Annotated in this window: 13 protein-coding genes and 1 pseudogene; 8 read left to right on the top strand and 6 right to left on the bottom strand. The window is 70.9% G+C overall.

Annotated elements, in window-relative coordinates:
- Nucleotides 1–137: 137 nt before the first annotated feature.
- Complete coding sequence (locus tag AB0C20_RS15185; RefSeq protein WP_357568202.1) at nt 138–1,271, bottom strand: ice-binding family protein; 1,134 nt, start codon at nt 1,269–1,271, stop codon at nt 138–140.
- Nucleotides 1,272–1,509: 238 nt separating this feature from the next.
- Nucleotides 1,510–2,163: a methyltransferase domain-containing protein gene (locus AB0C20_RS15180; RefSeq protein WP_357181934.1), complete on the bottom strand. Its 654-nt coding sequence runs from the start codon at nt 2,161–2,163 to the stop codon at nt 1,510–1,512.
- A 119-nt stretch (nt 2,164–2,282) separates the two neighbouring features.
- Here AB0C20_RS15180 and AB0C20_RS15175 point away from each other — a divergent pair, with 119 nt between their 5' ends.
- On the top strand, nt 2,283–3,038 hold the full coding sequence (locus AB0C20_RS15175) for an SDR family oxidoreductase (protein ID WP_357568201.1): 756 nt from the start codon (nt 2,283–2,285) through the stop codon (nt 3,036–3,038).
- A gap of 9 nt (nt 3,039–3,047) precedes the next feature.
- Here the strand turns inward: AB0C20_RS15175 and AB0C20_RS15170 are convergent, their stop codons facing one another.
- Nucleotides 3,048–4,388, bottom strand: a complete 1,341-nt coding sequence (locus AB0C20_RS15170; protein ID WP_357568200.1) for a hypothetical protein — start codon at nt 4,386–4,388, stop codon at nt 3,048–3,050.
- A gap of 41 nt (nt 4,389–4,429) precedes the next feature.
- Here AB0C20_RS15170 and AB0C20_RS15165 point away from each other — a divergent pair, with 41 nt between their 5' ends.
- The 6 genes from AB0C20_RS15165 (at nt 4,430) to AB0C20_RS15140 (ending at nt 10,861) form a co-directional block, all read left to right on the top strand.
- A complete protein-coding gene (locus AB0C20_RS15165) occupies nt 4,430–5,095 on the top strand; it encodes a sugar ABC transporter permease (protein ID WP_357568199.1) in 666 nt (221 codons plus the stop codon).
- A complete protein-coding gene (locus tag AB0C20_RS15160; RefSeq protein ID WP_357191927.1) occupies nt 5,092–6,006 on the top strand; it encodes a carbohydrate ABC transporter permease in 915 nt (304 codons plus the stop codon). The genes AB0C20_RS15165 and AB0C20_RS15160 overlap by 4 nt, the downstream gene beginning before the upstream one ends.
- On the top strand, nt 6,003–8,204 hold the full coding sequence (locus tag AB0C20_RS15155) for an alpha-galactosidase (RefSeq protein WP_357568198.1): 2,202 nt from the start codon (nt 6,003–6,005) through the stop codon (nt 8,202–8,204). Before AB0C20_RS15160 ends, AB0C20_RS15155 begins: the two co-directional genes overlap by 4 nt.
- Before the next feature lie 38 nt (nt 8,205–8,242).
- Entirely contained in the window at nt 8,243–8,644 is a 402-nt protein-coding gene (locus AB0C20_RS15150; RefSeq protein WP_357568197.1) for a YciI family protein, read from the top strand.
- Between the two features lie 3 nt (nt 8,645–8,647).
- Nucleotides 8,648–9,910 (top strand): sigma-70 family RNA polymerase sigma factor, encoded by a 1,263-nt coding sequence (locus AB0C20_RS15145; protein ID WP_357568205.1) that lies wholly within the window; start codon nt 8,648–8,650, stop codon nt 9,908–9,910.
- A 630-nt stretch (nt 9,911–10,540) separates the two neighbouring features.
- Nucleotides 10,541–10,861 (top strand): multidrug efflux SMR transporter, encoded by a 321-nt coding sequence (locus tag AB0C20_RS15140; protein ID WP_357182427.1) that lies wholly within the window; start codon nt 10,541–10,543, stop codon nt 10,859–10,861.
- Between the two features lie 55 nt (nt 10,862–10,916).
- Here AB0C20_RS15140 and AB0C20_RS15135 read toward each other — a convergent pair.
- Nucleotides 10,917–12,276: pseudogene (locus tag AB0C20_RS15135) on the bottom strand (cellulase family glycosylhydrolase).
- Nucleotides 12,277–12,650: 374 nt separating this feature from the next.
- Between AB0C20_RS15135 and AB0C20_RS15130 the strand changes: the two are divergent.
- Nucleotides 12,651–13,613, top strand: coding sequence for a TIGR03557 family F420-dependent LLM class oxidoreductase (locus AB0C20_RS15130; RefSeq protein ID WP_357182434.1), 963 nt, complete (start codon nt 12,651–12,653; stop codon nt 13,611–13,613).
- A gap of 151 nt (nt 13,614–13,764) precedes the next feature.
- On the opposite strand, the gene AB0C20_RS15125 is transcribed toward AB0C20_RS15130, so the two are convergent.
- On the bottom strand, nt 13,765–14,592 hold the full coding sequence (locus AB0C20_RS15125) for a hypothetical protein (RefSeq protein WP_357568196.1): 828 nt from the start codon (nt 14,590–14,592) through the stop codon (nt 13,765–13,767).
- 65 nt (nt 14,593–14,657) lie between these two features.
- Nucleotides 14,658–15,467, bottom strand: a complete 810-nt coding sequence (locus AB0C20_RS15120) for an endonuclease/exonuclease/phosphatase family protein (protein ID WP_357568195.1) — start codon at nt 15,465–15,467, stop codon at nt 14,658–14,660.
- Nucleotides 15,468–15,470 lie beyond the last annotated feature (3 nt).

Raw genomic sequence — 15,470 nt, 5'->3', positions numbered from 1 at the left:
GGCCGACGTCGCCGACCGGGTCTCCCAGATCCGCAAGGAGATCGAGGCCTCCGACTCCGACTGGGACAGGGAGAAGCTGGCCGAGCGGCTGGCGACGTGACGTGGCCCGGCCGGGATCACACCGACCGGGCCACCGATCAGGACTCGAAGCGTCGGCGCCGGGCCAGGAAGAACGCGACAGCGCCCAGCACGACAAGCACACTTCCGACGCCGGTCATGGCCGGGACCGCGCCGCTGCCGGTGACAGGCAGGATGGGGTGCTTGCCGCCGCCGCCAGGTCGACCGGGAGGTCCGGGGGGTCCGGACGGACCAGGTGCTCCGGGGCTACCGGGCGCTCCGGGACTACCGGGTGCGCCAGGTGCGCCAGGTGCTCCCGGGCTCCCGGGTGCTCCGGGGCTGCCGGGTGCTCCGGGGCTGCCGGGTGCTCCCGGGCTGCCGGGTGCTCCAGGGCTGCCAGGCGCTCCGGGGCTTCCGGACGGGCCGGGCGGGCCGGTGGGCCCGGGTGGGCCGGTCGGTCCGGGCGGGCCCGTCGGCCCGGCGCAGATCGGTGCGGTGATGGTGTTGGTCTGCAGGGTTACGGCCTCGGTGCGCGCCAGCGCGCGGCCCTGGAGGGTCGCGCCCGTGGCCATCGTGATCGCGGCCTGAGCCATGATGGTGCCCACGAAGGTGGTGCCGGTGCCGATCGTCGCCGAGCTGCCGATCTTCCAGAACACGTTGCAGGCCGACGCCCCGTTGGTCAGGACGACGCTGCTGCCCGACGCCGTCGTCAGCGAGGAGTCGATCTGGAAGATGAACACGGCCGACGGGTCGCCCTGGCCGTTGAGCGTCAACGGTCCGGTCAGTTGGGCGGCTCCGATCCGGTAGACCCCGGCGTTTAGCGTGTTGCCGCCGAGTTCCGCCGGAAGGTTGGTGAACGGGGTTCGGCCGGCGGCGTCGTTGAAGGCGATGGTCAGATCGCTCTGAGCCTGTAGCGCGACAGCGTCGCCGAGGTGCACCTCGCCGCCGATGGTTGCCGTTCCGAAGCCGGCCGCGGTGTTTCCGGGGTACCGTCCGAGGCTCTGGGCCAGGAAGCTGGTTCCGGTGTTTGTGGGCTCCGCTCCGGCCAGGACGGAGAAGTCGGCCGCCGTTCCGAGATTGACCGGTGCCTCCGCGGCGTTGGCGGCGGTCGAGCTGAAGAGCAGCAGGCTGGCTGCCACAGTGGCGGCTGCGCCAGCCGCGAGCGACGGCAGGACAACTCGCCGCCGTAGCCAATTCTTGGGTTTAGCTGTCACAGAACACCCTCCGTGGGTACTACTCGCAGGAGACGGCCAGCGAGTGGCGTCCTGCGTGATACGGCCTGTATGGCGCCGATGAGCGCGCTGACCACCACATCACGCCAGGTGTTCAAATGACAGCAAAACGGGACAATAGCTAGGTTGTAGCTTTCTGAATTGGATCGACCTTCGCGTTCGTGTTCGCCGCTTCCGCGACGGGCGGGCGGGGGCGGCAGACGATCGAGCGAATCTCGGTCTATCGCTGGACGGCCGGGAGCGGCCTGATCGCGCGGCCGAGGACGCAGGGGGAGGAGGGGCTGTTGCTGGTGGCCGGGAAACGGAACCTGCGCAGTTCCTCGACCTCGAAGCCGGCCGCGCCGATGGCGGCGACGGTGTCGCGGTTGGTGTGGCAGCCGGCGAACAGCTTGGGCCACAGTGTGGCGTCGAGGAGTCGTTGGGCGCGGTGCAGACCGCTGGACCCCTCGGCGGCCACGTGCTCGAAGAACCGCACCCCGCCTCCGGGGCGCAGCACCCGGCTGATCTCGGCCAACGCGCTCGCCTGATCGGGCACTGTGCACAACACCAACGCCACCACCGCCGCGTCGAACTCGCCGTCCCCGGCGGGCAGCGCCTCGGCGAGACCGTCGACGACAGTGACCGGAACCGGCGCGGCCGACGCGGCGCGCTCGGCGGCGGCACGCAGACGCCGCTCCGGTTCGACAGCGAGGACCTGGGTCACCCCCGGCGGGTAGTGGGCGAACATCCGTCCGTTGCCCGCGCCGATCTCGATCACCCGGCCGGAGAGGCCGGCGACCAGGTCCCGGCGGAACGCCGCAGTGCCGGCACGGTCCATGGCGACGCTGAGCCGCTCGTAGACCCGAGCGAACACCGGGTGGGACACCGTGGCCACGTCAACCTCCTGATCTCCGTCGAACTGTTCTCTGGCGATTGTCCTGCATCCGCGCACGCTTTCCGTCTTACTGGTTTGCAGCACGACTCAACCCAGTGCAGACAGGACGTGGTGCGACCATGAAGATCGTCGTCATCGGGGGCAGCGGCCTCATCGGCTCCAAGCTCGTGGACCGCCTCGCGGCCCAGGGCCACGAGGCGGTGCCGGCATCGCCGAAGACCGGCGTGAACACCCTGACCGGCGAGGGAGTGGCCGGGGCGCTCACCGACGCCGAGGTCGTCGTCGACGTGTCGAACTCGCCGTCGTTCGAGGCCGCCGCCGTACTGGAGTTCTTCGAGACCTCGACCCGGACGCTCCTCGCCGCCGCGTCGGACGCCGGGGTGAACCACTACGTGGCGCTCTCCATCGTGGGGTGCGACCGGATCCCGGACAGCGGGTACATGCGCGCGAAGGTCGCCCAGGAGAAGCTCATCGTCGCGGCCGGACTCCCGTACTCGGTGGTGCACGCCACCCAGTTCTTCGAGTTCCTCCAGGGCATCATCGACACCGCCACGGAGGGCGACACAGTGCACCTCGCGCCGGTGCTCATCCAGCCGATGGCCGCGGACGACGTCGCGGCCGCGGTCGCCGAGGTCGCGCTCGGCGCGCCGACGAACTCCGTGGTCGAGGTCGCCGGCCCGGAGCAGTTCCGCCTCGACGAACTGGGCCGAACCCTCCTCACCAAGAAACAGGACAGTCGTTCGGTGGTGGCCGACCCCGACGCCCGGTACTTCGGCGCCAAGCTGGGCGAACGCTCGCTCGTCCCGGCCGACGGTGCCCGCCTCGCCGGCACCACCCTGGACGACTGGCGTACCGGGTCGGGCAGCGGACACTGAGCCGGTCCGCTACATCGGCGTCCCGGACGGGCCGGCCCGCCCACCGAGGCGTTGCACCAACTCCTGTACCGCCTCGGTGAACGACTTGTCGGACTCGCCCGGCCAGTGTCCGTGGATGGGTGGGGCGACGCTGTCCCCGGCGGGTGTCACCACGTCACAGGGGTCACGCTGTCGACGATCCACAGCGGCGGCCGGGTCACCGGTGGTGGCCGGCGCGGGTGCGGGACGCGGCGAGAAGATCCAGCCGCCGATGGGGTCGGTGTCGCGCCACAGGTTCACCCAGCGCCAACCCACCCGCCGGCCGATCTCGTGCAGTGCGGCGTCGTCGACGTACGCGGGGAAGAGCCGTGCGTAGAGGCGGCGCAGCGGAGATCCGTGGGTGAGCAGGGCGACCCGGTCGCCGACCTGCGGCGGCAGTTGGAGCACAGTGGCGGCGAGCAGAACCGAGCCGTGGCTGTGCCCGGTGAGCAGCACCGCGTCGCCGCGCTCGACGAGGTAGGTGATCCGGCGGGCCAGTTCCGGCACCGCTCGCTCGGAGTAGCAGGGCGGCGCGAACGGGTGGGCGGCCCGGGGCCAGAAAGTGCCGAGGTCCCAGAGGACACCGACGTGCCGGCGGTACGGCTCGGTCCGGTACGCGAAGATGCCGCCGATGATCAGGCCGAGGATGATCGCCGCGACCACCCAGCCAGCGAACGCGATGGCGAACGTGATCACGTCCGCCGGCAGTCCGATGTTCCGCTCGATGACGTCGCTCGGGACCTGCCCGAGCAGGCCGATGGTGGTGGTGGCCGTGCCGAGTCCGGCGAGGCAGCCGTAGAGCACTGCCAACGGCACCAGCTTCTCGGTGAAGCGAGCCCGGGCTATCGCGTCTCGGACCTGCCGCAACCGGGGCCCTGCCTCGGCCGGCGGGTTCGGGAAGTCGCGCGCGACGATCCCCGCGGCGGCCCGCCGTCGACCGCGACGGGAGATCAGGATGACGAGGCCGGCGATGATCGCGGTGATCAGCACCGCGCGGAAGAAGCCGTAGATCGCCCAGGTGTAGGCCCGGGGTGGGCCGGCGGCGATGCCCTCCGCGGTTGGCACGTCGCGATCCAGGAAATCCGCCACCCGGCCGACCAGTTCGGCCGAGTACGCCACCGCCATGCTGATCCCGGTGGCGGCGACGACGAGAGCGCCCAGCCCGAACAGCGGGGTGGCGTCGTGCTCCCGACGCCGGTGCCAGAGCAGCACCACGCCCAGGGCGGCCAACAGTGTCGTCTGCGCCACGAACAGGCCGGCCAGGGTCGGGTCGTAGCCGGGGAGCCCGTGCTCCTGCGGCCACGGCTGCGAGGTGGTCGGCACGTGTGCCACGACGACAACGGTCAGGACGATGGCAGCGTTCCGGAGGGTGCGTGCCGGCGGTCCAGCACAACCTGCTCTGGCTGGCGGCGCTGTTCGTGGTCGCCACCCCGTTCGGCATGTTCCTGGCCGTGCTGTTGGACAAGGAGTTGCGCGGCAGCCGCTTCTACCAGACGGCGCTCTACCTGCCGGTGGTGCTCTCGCTGGCGCTGATCGGCTTCGTCTGGCAGCTGCTCTACTCCCGGGACCAGGGGCTGATCAACGCCGTCTTCGGCAGCAGCATCGACTGGTACGGCGACTCGAGCGTCAACATCTGGGCGGTGATGGTCGCCTCCGGGTGGCGACACGTCGGGTACATCATGCTGCTCTACCTGGCCGGCCTGAAGGGCGTCGATCCATCGCTGCGCGAGGCTGCCGCGGTCGACGGCGCCTCGGAGAGCCGGACGTTCTTCCGGGTCGTGTTCCCGGTCATGCGGCCCATCAACATCATCGTGCTGGTGGTGACAGTGATCGAGTCGCTGCGCGCGTTCGACCTGGTCTGGGTGGTCAACAAGGGCCGCAACGGACTGGAGCTGATCTCCGCGCTGGTCACCCAGAACGTGGTGGGTGAGGCGAGCCGGATCGGCTTCGGCTCGGCACTGGCAACGATCATGCTGGTCGTCTCGCTGGTCTTCATCACCATCTACCTGGCGACCGTGATGAGGGAGAACCGGGAATGAGCACCGCGACAGTCACCCGGCGTACCGAGGACGGGGCCGACGCGCCGCCGCGAGGCCGCAAGCTGACCCCGTTACGGATCCTGCTGCACGGCTTCCTCATCGTCGTCTCGCTGGCCTGGCTCTTCCCGATCGCCTGGGCGGTGCTGACCTCGCTGCGCTCGTACGACTACACCGCCGCGAACGGCTACGTCTCGTTCGGCGGCTGGACCTTCGACAACTACGTCACCGCCTGGCGGACGGCGGAGTTCGGGCAGCACTTCCTCAACTCGGTGTACATCACAGTGCCGGCGGTGCTGCTGACCCTCTTCCTCGCCTCCTGCGTGGCGTTCGTCATCGCCCGGTTCAGTTGGAAGCTCAACCTCGTCCTGCTCGGGATCTTCACAGCGGCCAACCTGCTGCCCCAGCAGGCGCTGCTCATCCCGCTGTTCCGGCTGTTCACCGAGGTGCCGCTGCCGGAGTTCATGAGTGACTCGGAGCTGCTCTACGACAGCTACTGGGGCCTGATCCTGATCAACGTGGCCTTTCAGTGCGGTTTCTGTGTCTTCGTGCTCAGCAACTACATGAAGGCGCTGCCCCGTGACCTGTACGAGGCGGCAATGGTCGACGGGGCGAGCATCTGGCGACAGTACTGGCAGGTCACCATGCCGCTGTGCCGGCCGGCCCTGGCCGCGCTGGCGACGCTGGAGGTGACCTGGATCTACAACGAGTTCTTCTGGGCCACCGTCCTCATGCGTACCGGCGACAAGTTCCCGGTGACCAGCTCGCTCAACAACCTGCGCGGTGAGTTCTTCACCGACAACAACCTGGTCTCGGCCGGCAGCGTGCTCGTCGCGATCCCCACCCTGGTGATCTTCTTTATGCTCCAGCGGCACTTCGTTCGGGGCCTGACCTTGGGAGCCTCCAAAGGATGACGATCCTGCACCTGCGCCGCGCGCGGACCAGCCTGGTGCTCGACGCGCGCGGCCCGGGGCTGCCCCGGGTCGTGCACTGGGGTGGCGACGTCGGCGACCTCGACGACGACGGCCTGCGTCAGCTCACCGACGCGACAGTCCCGCCGGTAGTGCCGAGCAGCTTCGACGCGCCGACAGTGCTGTCAGTGCTGCCGGAGGCGAGCGCCGGCTGGAGCGGCCGACCGGGGTTGGCCGGGCACCGCGACGGGGCCGACTGGTCCACGGCGTTCCGGCTGGACGGTCTCGACGTCGACCAGCCCGCCGACGGACCGGCGCGGGTAACCGTCCGGGCGTCCGACCCGGCCGCCGGACTGACAGTGACCGTCGAGATCACGCTCGACCCGTACGGCCTGCTGACCGTTCGGCACCGGCTGCGCAACGACGGCGACAGCGCGTACGAGCTGCGGGAGCTGACGCCGGTGCTGCCGGTGCCGGCATTCGCCACCGAGCTGCTCGACCTGACCGGCCGATGGTGTCGGGAACGGTCCCCGCAGCGGCACCCGTGGCAGCACGGCGCCTGGGTCCGTGAGGGCCGGCACGGCCGCACCGGGCACGACGCCACTCTGCTGCTGGTGGCCGGCACCACCGGTTTCGGGTTCGGCCACGGCGAGGTCTGGGCGGTGCACACCGCGTGGAGCGGCGACCACGTCACGTTCGCCGAACGTCGGCCCACCGGCGAGTCGACCCTCGGTGGCGGCGAGCTGCTGGCCCCCGGCGAGATCCGGCTCGGCCCCGGCGAGTCGTACGAGACCCCGCTGCTCTACGCGGTCTGGTCCGACGCCGGGCTGGACGGGCTCAGCGACGTGCTGCACACCCATCTGCGGGCCCGCCCGGGGCACCCGCGCTCCCCCCGCCCGGTGACCCTCAACGTCTGGGAGGCGGTCTACTTCGACCACGACCTGGACCGGCTGCGGGCGCTCGCCGACCGGGCCGCGCAGATCGGCGTGGAGCGGTTCGTGCTCGACGACGGCTGGTTCCGGGGCCGGCGCGACGACACCGCCGGGCTCGGCGACTGGTACGTCGACGACGGCGTCTGGCCGGACGGCCTGCAACCGCTGATCGAGCACGTCACCGGCCAGGGCCTCCAGTTCGGCCTCTGGGTCGAGCCGGAGATGGTCAACCCCGACTCGGACGTGTTCCGCGCGCACCCCGACTGGGTGCTCGCCGTGCCGGGGCGGCTACCGCCGGCCTGGCGTCACCAGCAGGTGCTCGACCTGGGCCGCCACGAGGCGTACGACCACGTGCTGGAACGTCTCGACACGCTGCTCACCGACCACCCCGGCATCCGGTACCTCAAGTGGGACCAGAACCGCGACCTCACCGAGGCCGGGCACCATGGCCGCCCCGGGGTGCATGGGCAGACAGTGGCGGTCTACCGGCTGTTCGACGAGCTGCGCGGTCGGCACCCGGGTGTGGAGATCGAGAGCTGCTCGTCCGGCGGGGCCCGGGTGGACCTGGCCATCCTGGCGCGCACCGACCGGGTCTGGGCCAGCGACTGCAACGACGCCCTGGAGCGGCTCAGCATCCAGCGCTGGACGGGGCTGTTGCTGCCACCGGAGCTGATCGGCACCCACGTCGGCCCGGAGCGCTCGCACACCACCAACCGCGTACACGACCTGGGTTTCCGGGCGGCGACGGCGCTCTTCGGCCACCACGGCATCGAGTGGGACATCGCCTCGATCAGCGCCGCCGAGCAGACCGAGCTGGCCGCCTGGGTGGCGCTGCACAAGCGGCTGCGCCCGCTGCTGCACGCTGGTCGGGTGGTCCGGGTCGACCACCCGGACCCGGCCGTCTGGGCACACGGCGTGGTCGATCACGACAACACCCGAGCGGTGTACGCGGTGGCCCGGCTGACCACCTCGGTGACGCAGGTGCCCGGCACGGTGCGGCTGCCCGGTCTCGACCCGAGCAGGCGGTACCGGGTGCGACAGGTGTCGGGCGTACCGGCCCCGGCGAGCATCGACCTGTCCCCGCCCACCTGGCTGGCGGGTGGTCTCACCCTCAGCGGGGCGGCGCTGGCCCGGGTGGGTGTGCAGCTGCCCGCCCTGCACCCGGAGCAGAGCCTGGTGTTGGAGGTCGACGCCGTCGACTGTAAAGATTCTGGAGAATCTTCGGCCGGGGTGTCGAGAACGGCGGGGCCTGCTTCTACCTCACTGTGAGAGCACCGACGAGGGTGCGCGGGTGTGAGGAGCCAACGATGAAATACATGCTGTTGATGCAGTTCAGCGCCGCCGGGACCGACTTCCCGGGCATCGACACCTGGACGCAGGACGAGGTCCGGGCGCACATCGCCTTCATGGGCGAGGTCAACGCCAAGCTCACCGCCGCCGGTGAGTGGGTCGACGGGCAGGGCCTCGGCGGCCCGCAGCAGGCCCGGATCGTCCGCGCCGGTGACGGTGGGGCACCGGTGGTCACCGAGGGACCGTTCGCCGAGACGAAGGAGTTCCTGGCGGGCTTCTGGATCGTCGACTGCGAGAGCCCGCAGCGGGCCGTGGAGCTGGCTGCGTACATCTCCACGGCGCCCGGCCCCGGCGGCCGGCCGCTGAACATGCCGATCGAGGTGCACCCGGTGATGTCCGCCCCGGCACAGGAGCTGTGAGGGCTGAACACCGATCCCCGCATCGAGGACCTGCTGCGCGAGTTGGCGCCGCAGGTCCTCGGCGTGCTCAGCCGCCGCTTCGGTGACTTCGCCACTGCGGAGGACGCGGTGCAGGAGGCGCTGCTGGCCGCCGCCACGCAGTGGCCGACCGAAGGGCTACCGGCGAACCCCCGTGGCTGGCTGATCCAGGTCGGTTACCGGCGGATGATCGAGCTGGTCCGCGGTGAGCAGGCCAGACGCCGCCGGGAGGACCTCGTCGCCCGCCGGGATCCGGACGACCAGCGGTACGCGCCAGCCCCGGACGAGGAGTTGACCGCCGAGCGGGACGACACACTGGTCCTGCTCTTCCTCTGCTGCCACCCGGCGCTCGCGCCGACGTCGGCGGTGGCGCTGACCCTGCGCGCCGTCGGTGGGTTGAGCACCGCCGAGATCGCCCGCGCGTTCCTGGTGCCCGAGGCGACGATGGCGCAGCGGATCAGCCGGGCCAAACAGCGCATCCGGGCATCCGGGCTGCCGTTCCGGATGCCCGAGCCGGCGGAGCGAGCGGACCGGTTGGTCGCCGTACGACAGGTGCTCTACCTGGTCTTCACCGAGGGGCACACCAGCACCACCGGCCCGGATTTGCGCCGCATCGACCTCGCGGCGGAGGCGATCCGGCTGACCCGTGCGCTGCACACGCTGCTGCCCGACGACAGCGAATCGGCCGGGCTGCTGGCGCTGATGCTGCTCACCGAGGCACGCGGCCCGGCGCGGACCGGACCCTCCGGGGAGCTGATCTCACTGGCCGATCAGGACCGCAGCCGCTGGGACTCTACGGCGATCGCCGACGGCGTCGCACTGGTCACCCGGGCCCTGCCACGCGGGCCGGTCGGTCCGTACCAGGTGCAGGCCGCCATCGCCGCCCTGCACGATGAGGCACCGAGCACCGAGCAGACCGACTGGCCGCAGATCCTGGCGCTGTACGAGGTCCTGGAACGCTTGGCCGGCAGCCCGGTGGTGGCCCTCAACCGGGCCGTGGCGACGGCAATGGTGCACGGACCGGCCGCCGGTCTGGCCGCCCTCGACGCGTTGACCCACGACCCGCAGTTGGCCGGACACCACAGGCTGGCCGCCGCCCGCGCCCACCTGCACGAGATGGCCGGTGACCGGGCCCAGGCGATCGCCGACTACCGGATCGCCGCCGCTCGCACGAGCAGCAGCCCCGAACAGCTCTACCTGACCATGCGAGCTGCCCGACTGGCCGCCGAGCCCGTAGATCTCCCCTGACGAAAGAGATCAACTAGTAATCCCGCGCGGCGCGACCCCGGCAGCTTCACCCGCCAGAGCGGGCAATCTTGGACACTTCCCGTCAGCGCGGAACGGAAAGTGTCCAAGATCTACCCTGCCAGCCCCACTCCGACGCCTCTACCGGGGCGACAGCGCGCGGAACCGGCGGCACGGCCGAGGGCGGCGGTACTGCCCGCAGCGGCGGCGCGGGTGTGTCGGTGGGTGGTGGGTGGGTGTGTGTGTGTGTTCTGGGCCCTTTGGAGCTGATGCTGTAAACGATTCATCCACCAGGCCGGGTGCCGGGCGCGGGGCGCGGGGCGCGGGGCGCGGGGCGCGGGGCGCGGGGCGCGGGGCCAATCCGATGACGAAGTCTGATTCGTCGATGGGGATCTGCGTCGTTGGCGAAGGCTGATCCGTCGCCACGACCGATTCGTTTGTGACATCAGCTCCAAAGGCGTTCTGTGACAGATGCCGAGGTCGTACGGACGCCACTTCACGAGCCGCACGGACGCCATGCAACGGGTCCGCTCGACGTCGATCGGACGTGGGCGGGCCGGCCGGGCGGGGGCATCACCGGCACTAGCCTGGGTGGCGACGGGCTTCAACGACCACGAAGGACCGAGGGGACGCATGGCGTACGTGCTGCTGGGGATCGCCATCCTCGCCGAGGTGGTGGCGACCAGCCTGATCAAGAGCACCGTCGGGTTCAGTCGGCTCTGGCCGACGGTGGCGTGCCTCGGCGGCTACGCGCTGGCGTTCCTTCTGCTGGCCCAGGCCGTCAAGGAGATCCCCGTGGGGGTGGCGTACGCCCTCTGGTCGGGTCTGGGCACCGCGGCCATCGTGGCGATCGGGGCGGTGTTCCTGGGTGAGTCGGTGGGGCTCGCCAAGCTCACCGGCATCGCACTGATCATCGCCGGGGTGGTCATCGTGAACCTGGCCGGGGAGCACTGACCAGTACGGTTTCCGGTGGCCGGGTCCGGCGCGGACCCGGCCACCGGTCCGACGGTCAGCTAGCCGTGCAGCTCACCACCGGCGGGCTGTTGGCGTCGGTCCAACTACCGAGGAAGCCGAAGCTGGCGCTGGCCCCGGCGGCCAGTCGTCCGTTGTAGTCCGTGTTGCGGGCGGTCACTGTGGTTCCGGTGCTGGTGAGGGCCACATTCCAGGACTGGGTGACGCGCTGGCCGTTGGCGAAGGTCCAGCTGGCGGTCCAGCCGGTGATCGCCCTCGCGCCGGCGGTCACCCGTATCTCACCCTGGAAGCCGCCCTGCCACTGGTTGGTCACCGTGTACGTCGCCGTGCAGCCACCGCTCGGCGGAGGCGTCGTCGGTGGCGGCGTGGTCGGTGGCGGCGTGGTCGGCGGCGGCGTCGTCGGCGGTGGGGTGCCGCCGAAGACGCTGGCCTCGCGGGCGGTCTGCCGGATGCCGTTGACCCCGTTGAAGAGGCGCTGTCCCCAGTCGGTCAGGCTCGCCGGATTGAAGTTGGTGGCCAGGTCGAGATACTCGACGCCGCCGCCGTTGCCGCTCCACGACCAGCCCAGCCAGCCGATCCCGTTGGCCTGGCTGTACGCGAGGATGGCGTCCTCGTCCGGGTTGCCGTCGGAGTGGTTGAAGCCGAACTCACCGACCACGATGGGCAGCCCGGCAGCGCGGAACCGGCCCAGGTAATCGCTGATCTCCGCGGCGGTGTCGAACACCCCGTACATGTGGATGGAGAACACGATGTTGCGGGCCGGGTCGGCGGCGAAGACCGATGCGGCGTTGTCGCGCATGGTGAACGACCAGTCCTGCCCCCAGTTCGGCGCGTCCACCATGATCGTGTGGGTCAACCCGCCGGCCCGCAGGCGCTTGATCGCATTGGCGTTGTCAGTGGCCCACGAGGCGTAGTTCTGGTTGCCGTACGGCTCGTTGCCGATGTTGACGATGACGTACCTCTCCTGGCCGGCGAGGACGTCGGCGAGGCTGAGCCAGTAGTCGACGGCGCGGTCGAGGGTGATCGCGCCGCTCTGCTCGCCGTACCCTGTGGTGTCGTGCACCTCCAGCACGCAGATCAGCCGGTTGGCCTTGCAGAGCGAGATGACGTTGGCGACGTCGGAGTTGGTGTTGCGGGTCCACCGGTCGCCGCTGGAGAGCACCACCCGCACGGTGTTCGCGCCGAGCGCCTTCACGTCGGCGAACGAGCTGGTCTGCTGCGGGTACCAGGTGCGCGTGGTTGACGCCGCGCATGATGAATTCGGCGCCGTTGGCGTCGTACAACTTGCCGCTCGCGACGGAGAAACCAGCCGCGGCGTGCGCCGGCTGGCCGAACGCCAGCACTGTGACGAGCAACGCGAGCAGTGTCGCGCCGGCGGCGGAGAGTCGAGTCTTCATGGCCTTCCTCAGGGAGGACCCCCGGTGCCCGACAGGGGTGGGGACGTACAGGGGAAGGCGGCTGCAGCCCGGCAGCCGCGCCCGGCTCCCGGCGCAGGCATCAGCGTAGGACGATGGATTGGTCCGCGCAACCGGTTCAGTTGACGGGCCCGCAGCCCGGACAGCCGCAACGGCCCACGCGGACGCGGGCCGTCACGGGGCGGTCATCCCCACCACAGGATGTGCGCCATACCCGGCTCTTAACCGGTTAAGAGCGACGTTAGGCAGGAGGCTGGCATCCGTCAAGCACCACGGCAGCCGAACCGGACGGGAGGGTTGACCGCCGTGCACCGGGGTATCCCGGGAACGATCCGTCAGCGAGAGGGGAAACCAGGATGGTCAGCGTCGGCTACACCCTGATGAGCGAGCAGGCCGGGCCCAAGCAACTGGTGGACCATGCGGTACGCGCCGAGGCGGCTGGTTTCGACCAACTGGTGATGTCCGACCACTACTACCCCTGGCTGGACTCCCAGGGTCACTCCCCGTACGCCTGGTCGGTGCTCGGCGCGGTCGCCCACGCCACCTCCCGCGCGGAGCTGATGTCCTTCGTGACCTGCCCGATCCGGCGCTACCACCCGGCAGTGGTCGCGCAGAAGGCCAGCACCATCGGCGCGCTCTCGGACGGCCGTTTCACCCTCGGCCTGGGCGCCGGGGAGAACCTGAACGAGCACGTGGTCGGCGGCTGGCCGCACGTCCAGCAGCGGCACGAGATGTTCGAGGAGGCGTTGCAGATCATCCGGCCGTTGCTCAACGGGGAGACGCTGACCTTCTCCGGCAACCACTTCGACGTGCCCGACGCCTACGTCTGGGACCGCCCCGAACGGCCGGTGCCGATGGCCATCGCCGCGTCCGGTCGACAGTCCGCGACGCTGGCCGCCGAGTACGGCAACGGCCTCATCTCCACCGAACCCGACCGGCACATCATCGAGATGTACGACGACGCCGGGGGCGCCGGCCAGCCCCGCTACGGCCAGGTGGCCATCTGCTACGGCCCCGACGAGGCGGAGTGCCGCAAGATCGTGCACGACCAGTTCCGCTGGTTCGGAATGGGCTGGAAGGTCAACGCCGACCTGCCCGGCCCGGAGTCCTTCGCCGCCGCCACCCAGTTCGTCCGCGAGGAGGACGTCGCCGAAGGCATCTCCTGCGGTCCGGACGTGGACGCGCACGTCGAGGCGTTCCGCAAGTTCGTCGACGCCGGCTTCACCCACGTAGCGATCATCCAGGTGGGCGGAGAGAGCCAGCCGATGTTCCTGGACTGGGCGCAGGAGCAACTGCTGCCCCGACTGCGCGAGCTGTGAACGCGGAGAGGTGAACGTCATGCGCTTCGGCAACACGGAGATCCGCCCGCTCGGCGGGGGCCTCGGCTGCCTCCTGATGATCCTCTTCTCGATCGTGGCGTCGGTGGTCCTGACCGTCCTGCTGAATCTGGTGCTCTGAGCCCCGCACGTCTCAACGGCGCAGGCCCAGGGCCTTGAGCACCTCCCGGACGGCCAGCCGGGCCGGGTCGAGCATCGAACGGCGGGCCCAGCGGGCAGCGGGCGCGACGGTGGCCCGCCACACCGCCCTGAGGCCCCGCGCCACCGGCAGGACAGTTACCGACCAGACCCATCGGACTCCGGACAGCAGCGGGCGTACGGTGTGCCGCCACAGCCAGCGCATGCCTCGCCCGAGCGGGCGCAGCAGCAGTCGGTGGAGCAGTCGCAGCACCCGGCCGGCCGTCCGCCACGCGCCGACCACCGCGGCGACGACCAGCCGACCGACGGGCGTGAGCACCCTCCCCAACCAGTACAGCGGCCACAGGGCCAGGTACGTGACCAGCCAGACCAGCACGCGCCCCAGGACCACGAGGGCCGGACGCAGCCCATGACGGGTCATCCAGACCAGCGCGGGCCAGATCACCGTGCGGGCGACCCACACCAGCGGCAGCCACAGCACATGCCGCACGCACCAGACCAGCGGAAGCCAGACCAGTCGGTGCAGCAGCCAGGTCAGTGGGGCCAACAGCCAGCGGCGCAGGAACCCGCCCGCCGGGCGGAGCAGATACCGGTGCAGCAGCCGGCCGGCAGCCACGATCAGCTCCCAGAGCAGGCGTACCGGCAGCACCACTACCAGCGCCACACCACGCGCGACGGCCGCGACGAGCGGAGGCGCGACGGCGGCCGGCTGCGCCGTGTCCGAGACCGGCGGGTCGGCGGCCGAGCGAGCCCTCGCGGGCGCGGCCCGGTGATCGTTCGGCGGACCGGGCAGCGGCGAGTGGAGGGTACGGCGGTCGGTCACTGTGGCACGGTAATCGGCCCGCGCCACGCCCTGGGTGGCACCGGCAGCGCGAGCCGACGGTGGCGTCAGCCGGGAGACAACTCCAGTGTGACGAGCAGCGGATAGTGGTCGGAGGCGGTGGCCGCCGCGCCGTCGCGGCTCACGCGACAGTCGTGCGCCCGCTGCGCCACCGCCGGGCTGCCGAGCAGGTAGTCGAGCCGCATGCCGGCGAACTCGGCCCCGCCGAGCCGGGTGGGCACGGTGTGGCCGGCGGCCTCCGGTGCGTCGACGTTGCCCGTCGGCCAGAGGTCGACGAGGCCGGCGGCGAGCAGCCGGGCGATCGCGCGGGTGTCCACGGCGCCACCGGAGCGACGCAGGTGCCGCCGCCGGTAGAGGGTGGGCATGCCGGCCAGCCGGGCGGTGTGGTCGACGGTCGGGTCGAGCGAGTTGAGGTCACCGGTGACCAGTGTCAGCGGCCCCTGGTCGCGGCGCATCGCGGCGACCAGCCAGTCGACCTCCATTCGCCGCCGGCCCCCGGAGTACGGGTAGAGGTGGGTGCCCAGCACTGTGAACGGGCCGGCGGACGTGGCCACCACGACGCGGGCGGCGGCGTGGTGGAACGGGCGGCGCACCGACCCCGCGTCGACGACCCGGTACGGGGGCCGGACCAGCACCGCCACCGGCTGCCCGAAGCAGGACCGGGCCAGGTGGGGAATCATCCCCACCCGGCCCGCCACGCTGGCCATCAGCCCGTCCCGGTCGAAGCCGCGCAACTCCTGCAGGGCCAGCACGTCCGGTGCCTGCTCGTCGACTACCTGAACCACCTGATCCAGCCGGTCGAGGCCGCCGCGATCCCGTCCGCCGGTGCGGATGTTCCAGGTCATCACCCGCAGCACGAC

The organism is Micromonospora sp. NPDC048843 (assembly GCF_040649965.1).
Lineage (GTDB): Bacteria > Actinomycetota > Actinomycetes > Mycobacteriales > Micromonosporaceae > Micromonospora > Micromonospora hortensis.
The sequence above is the reverse complement of the archived record's forward strand: the minus strand, read 5'-3'. Positions and strand labels throughout refer to the sequence as shown.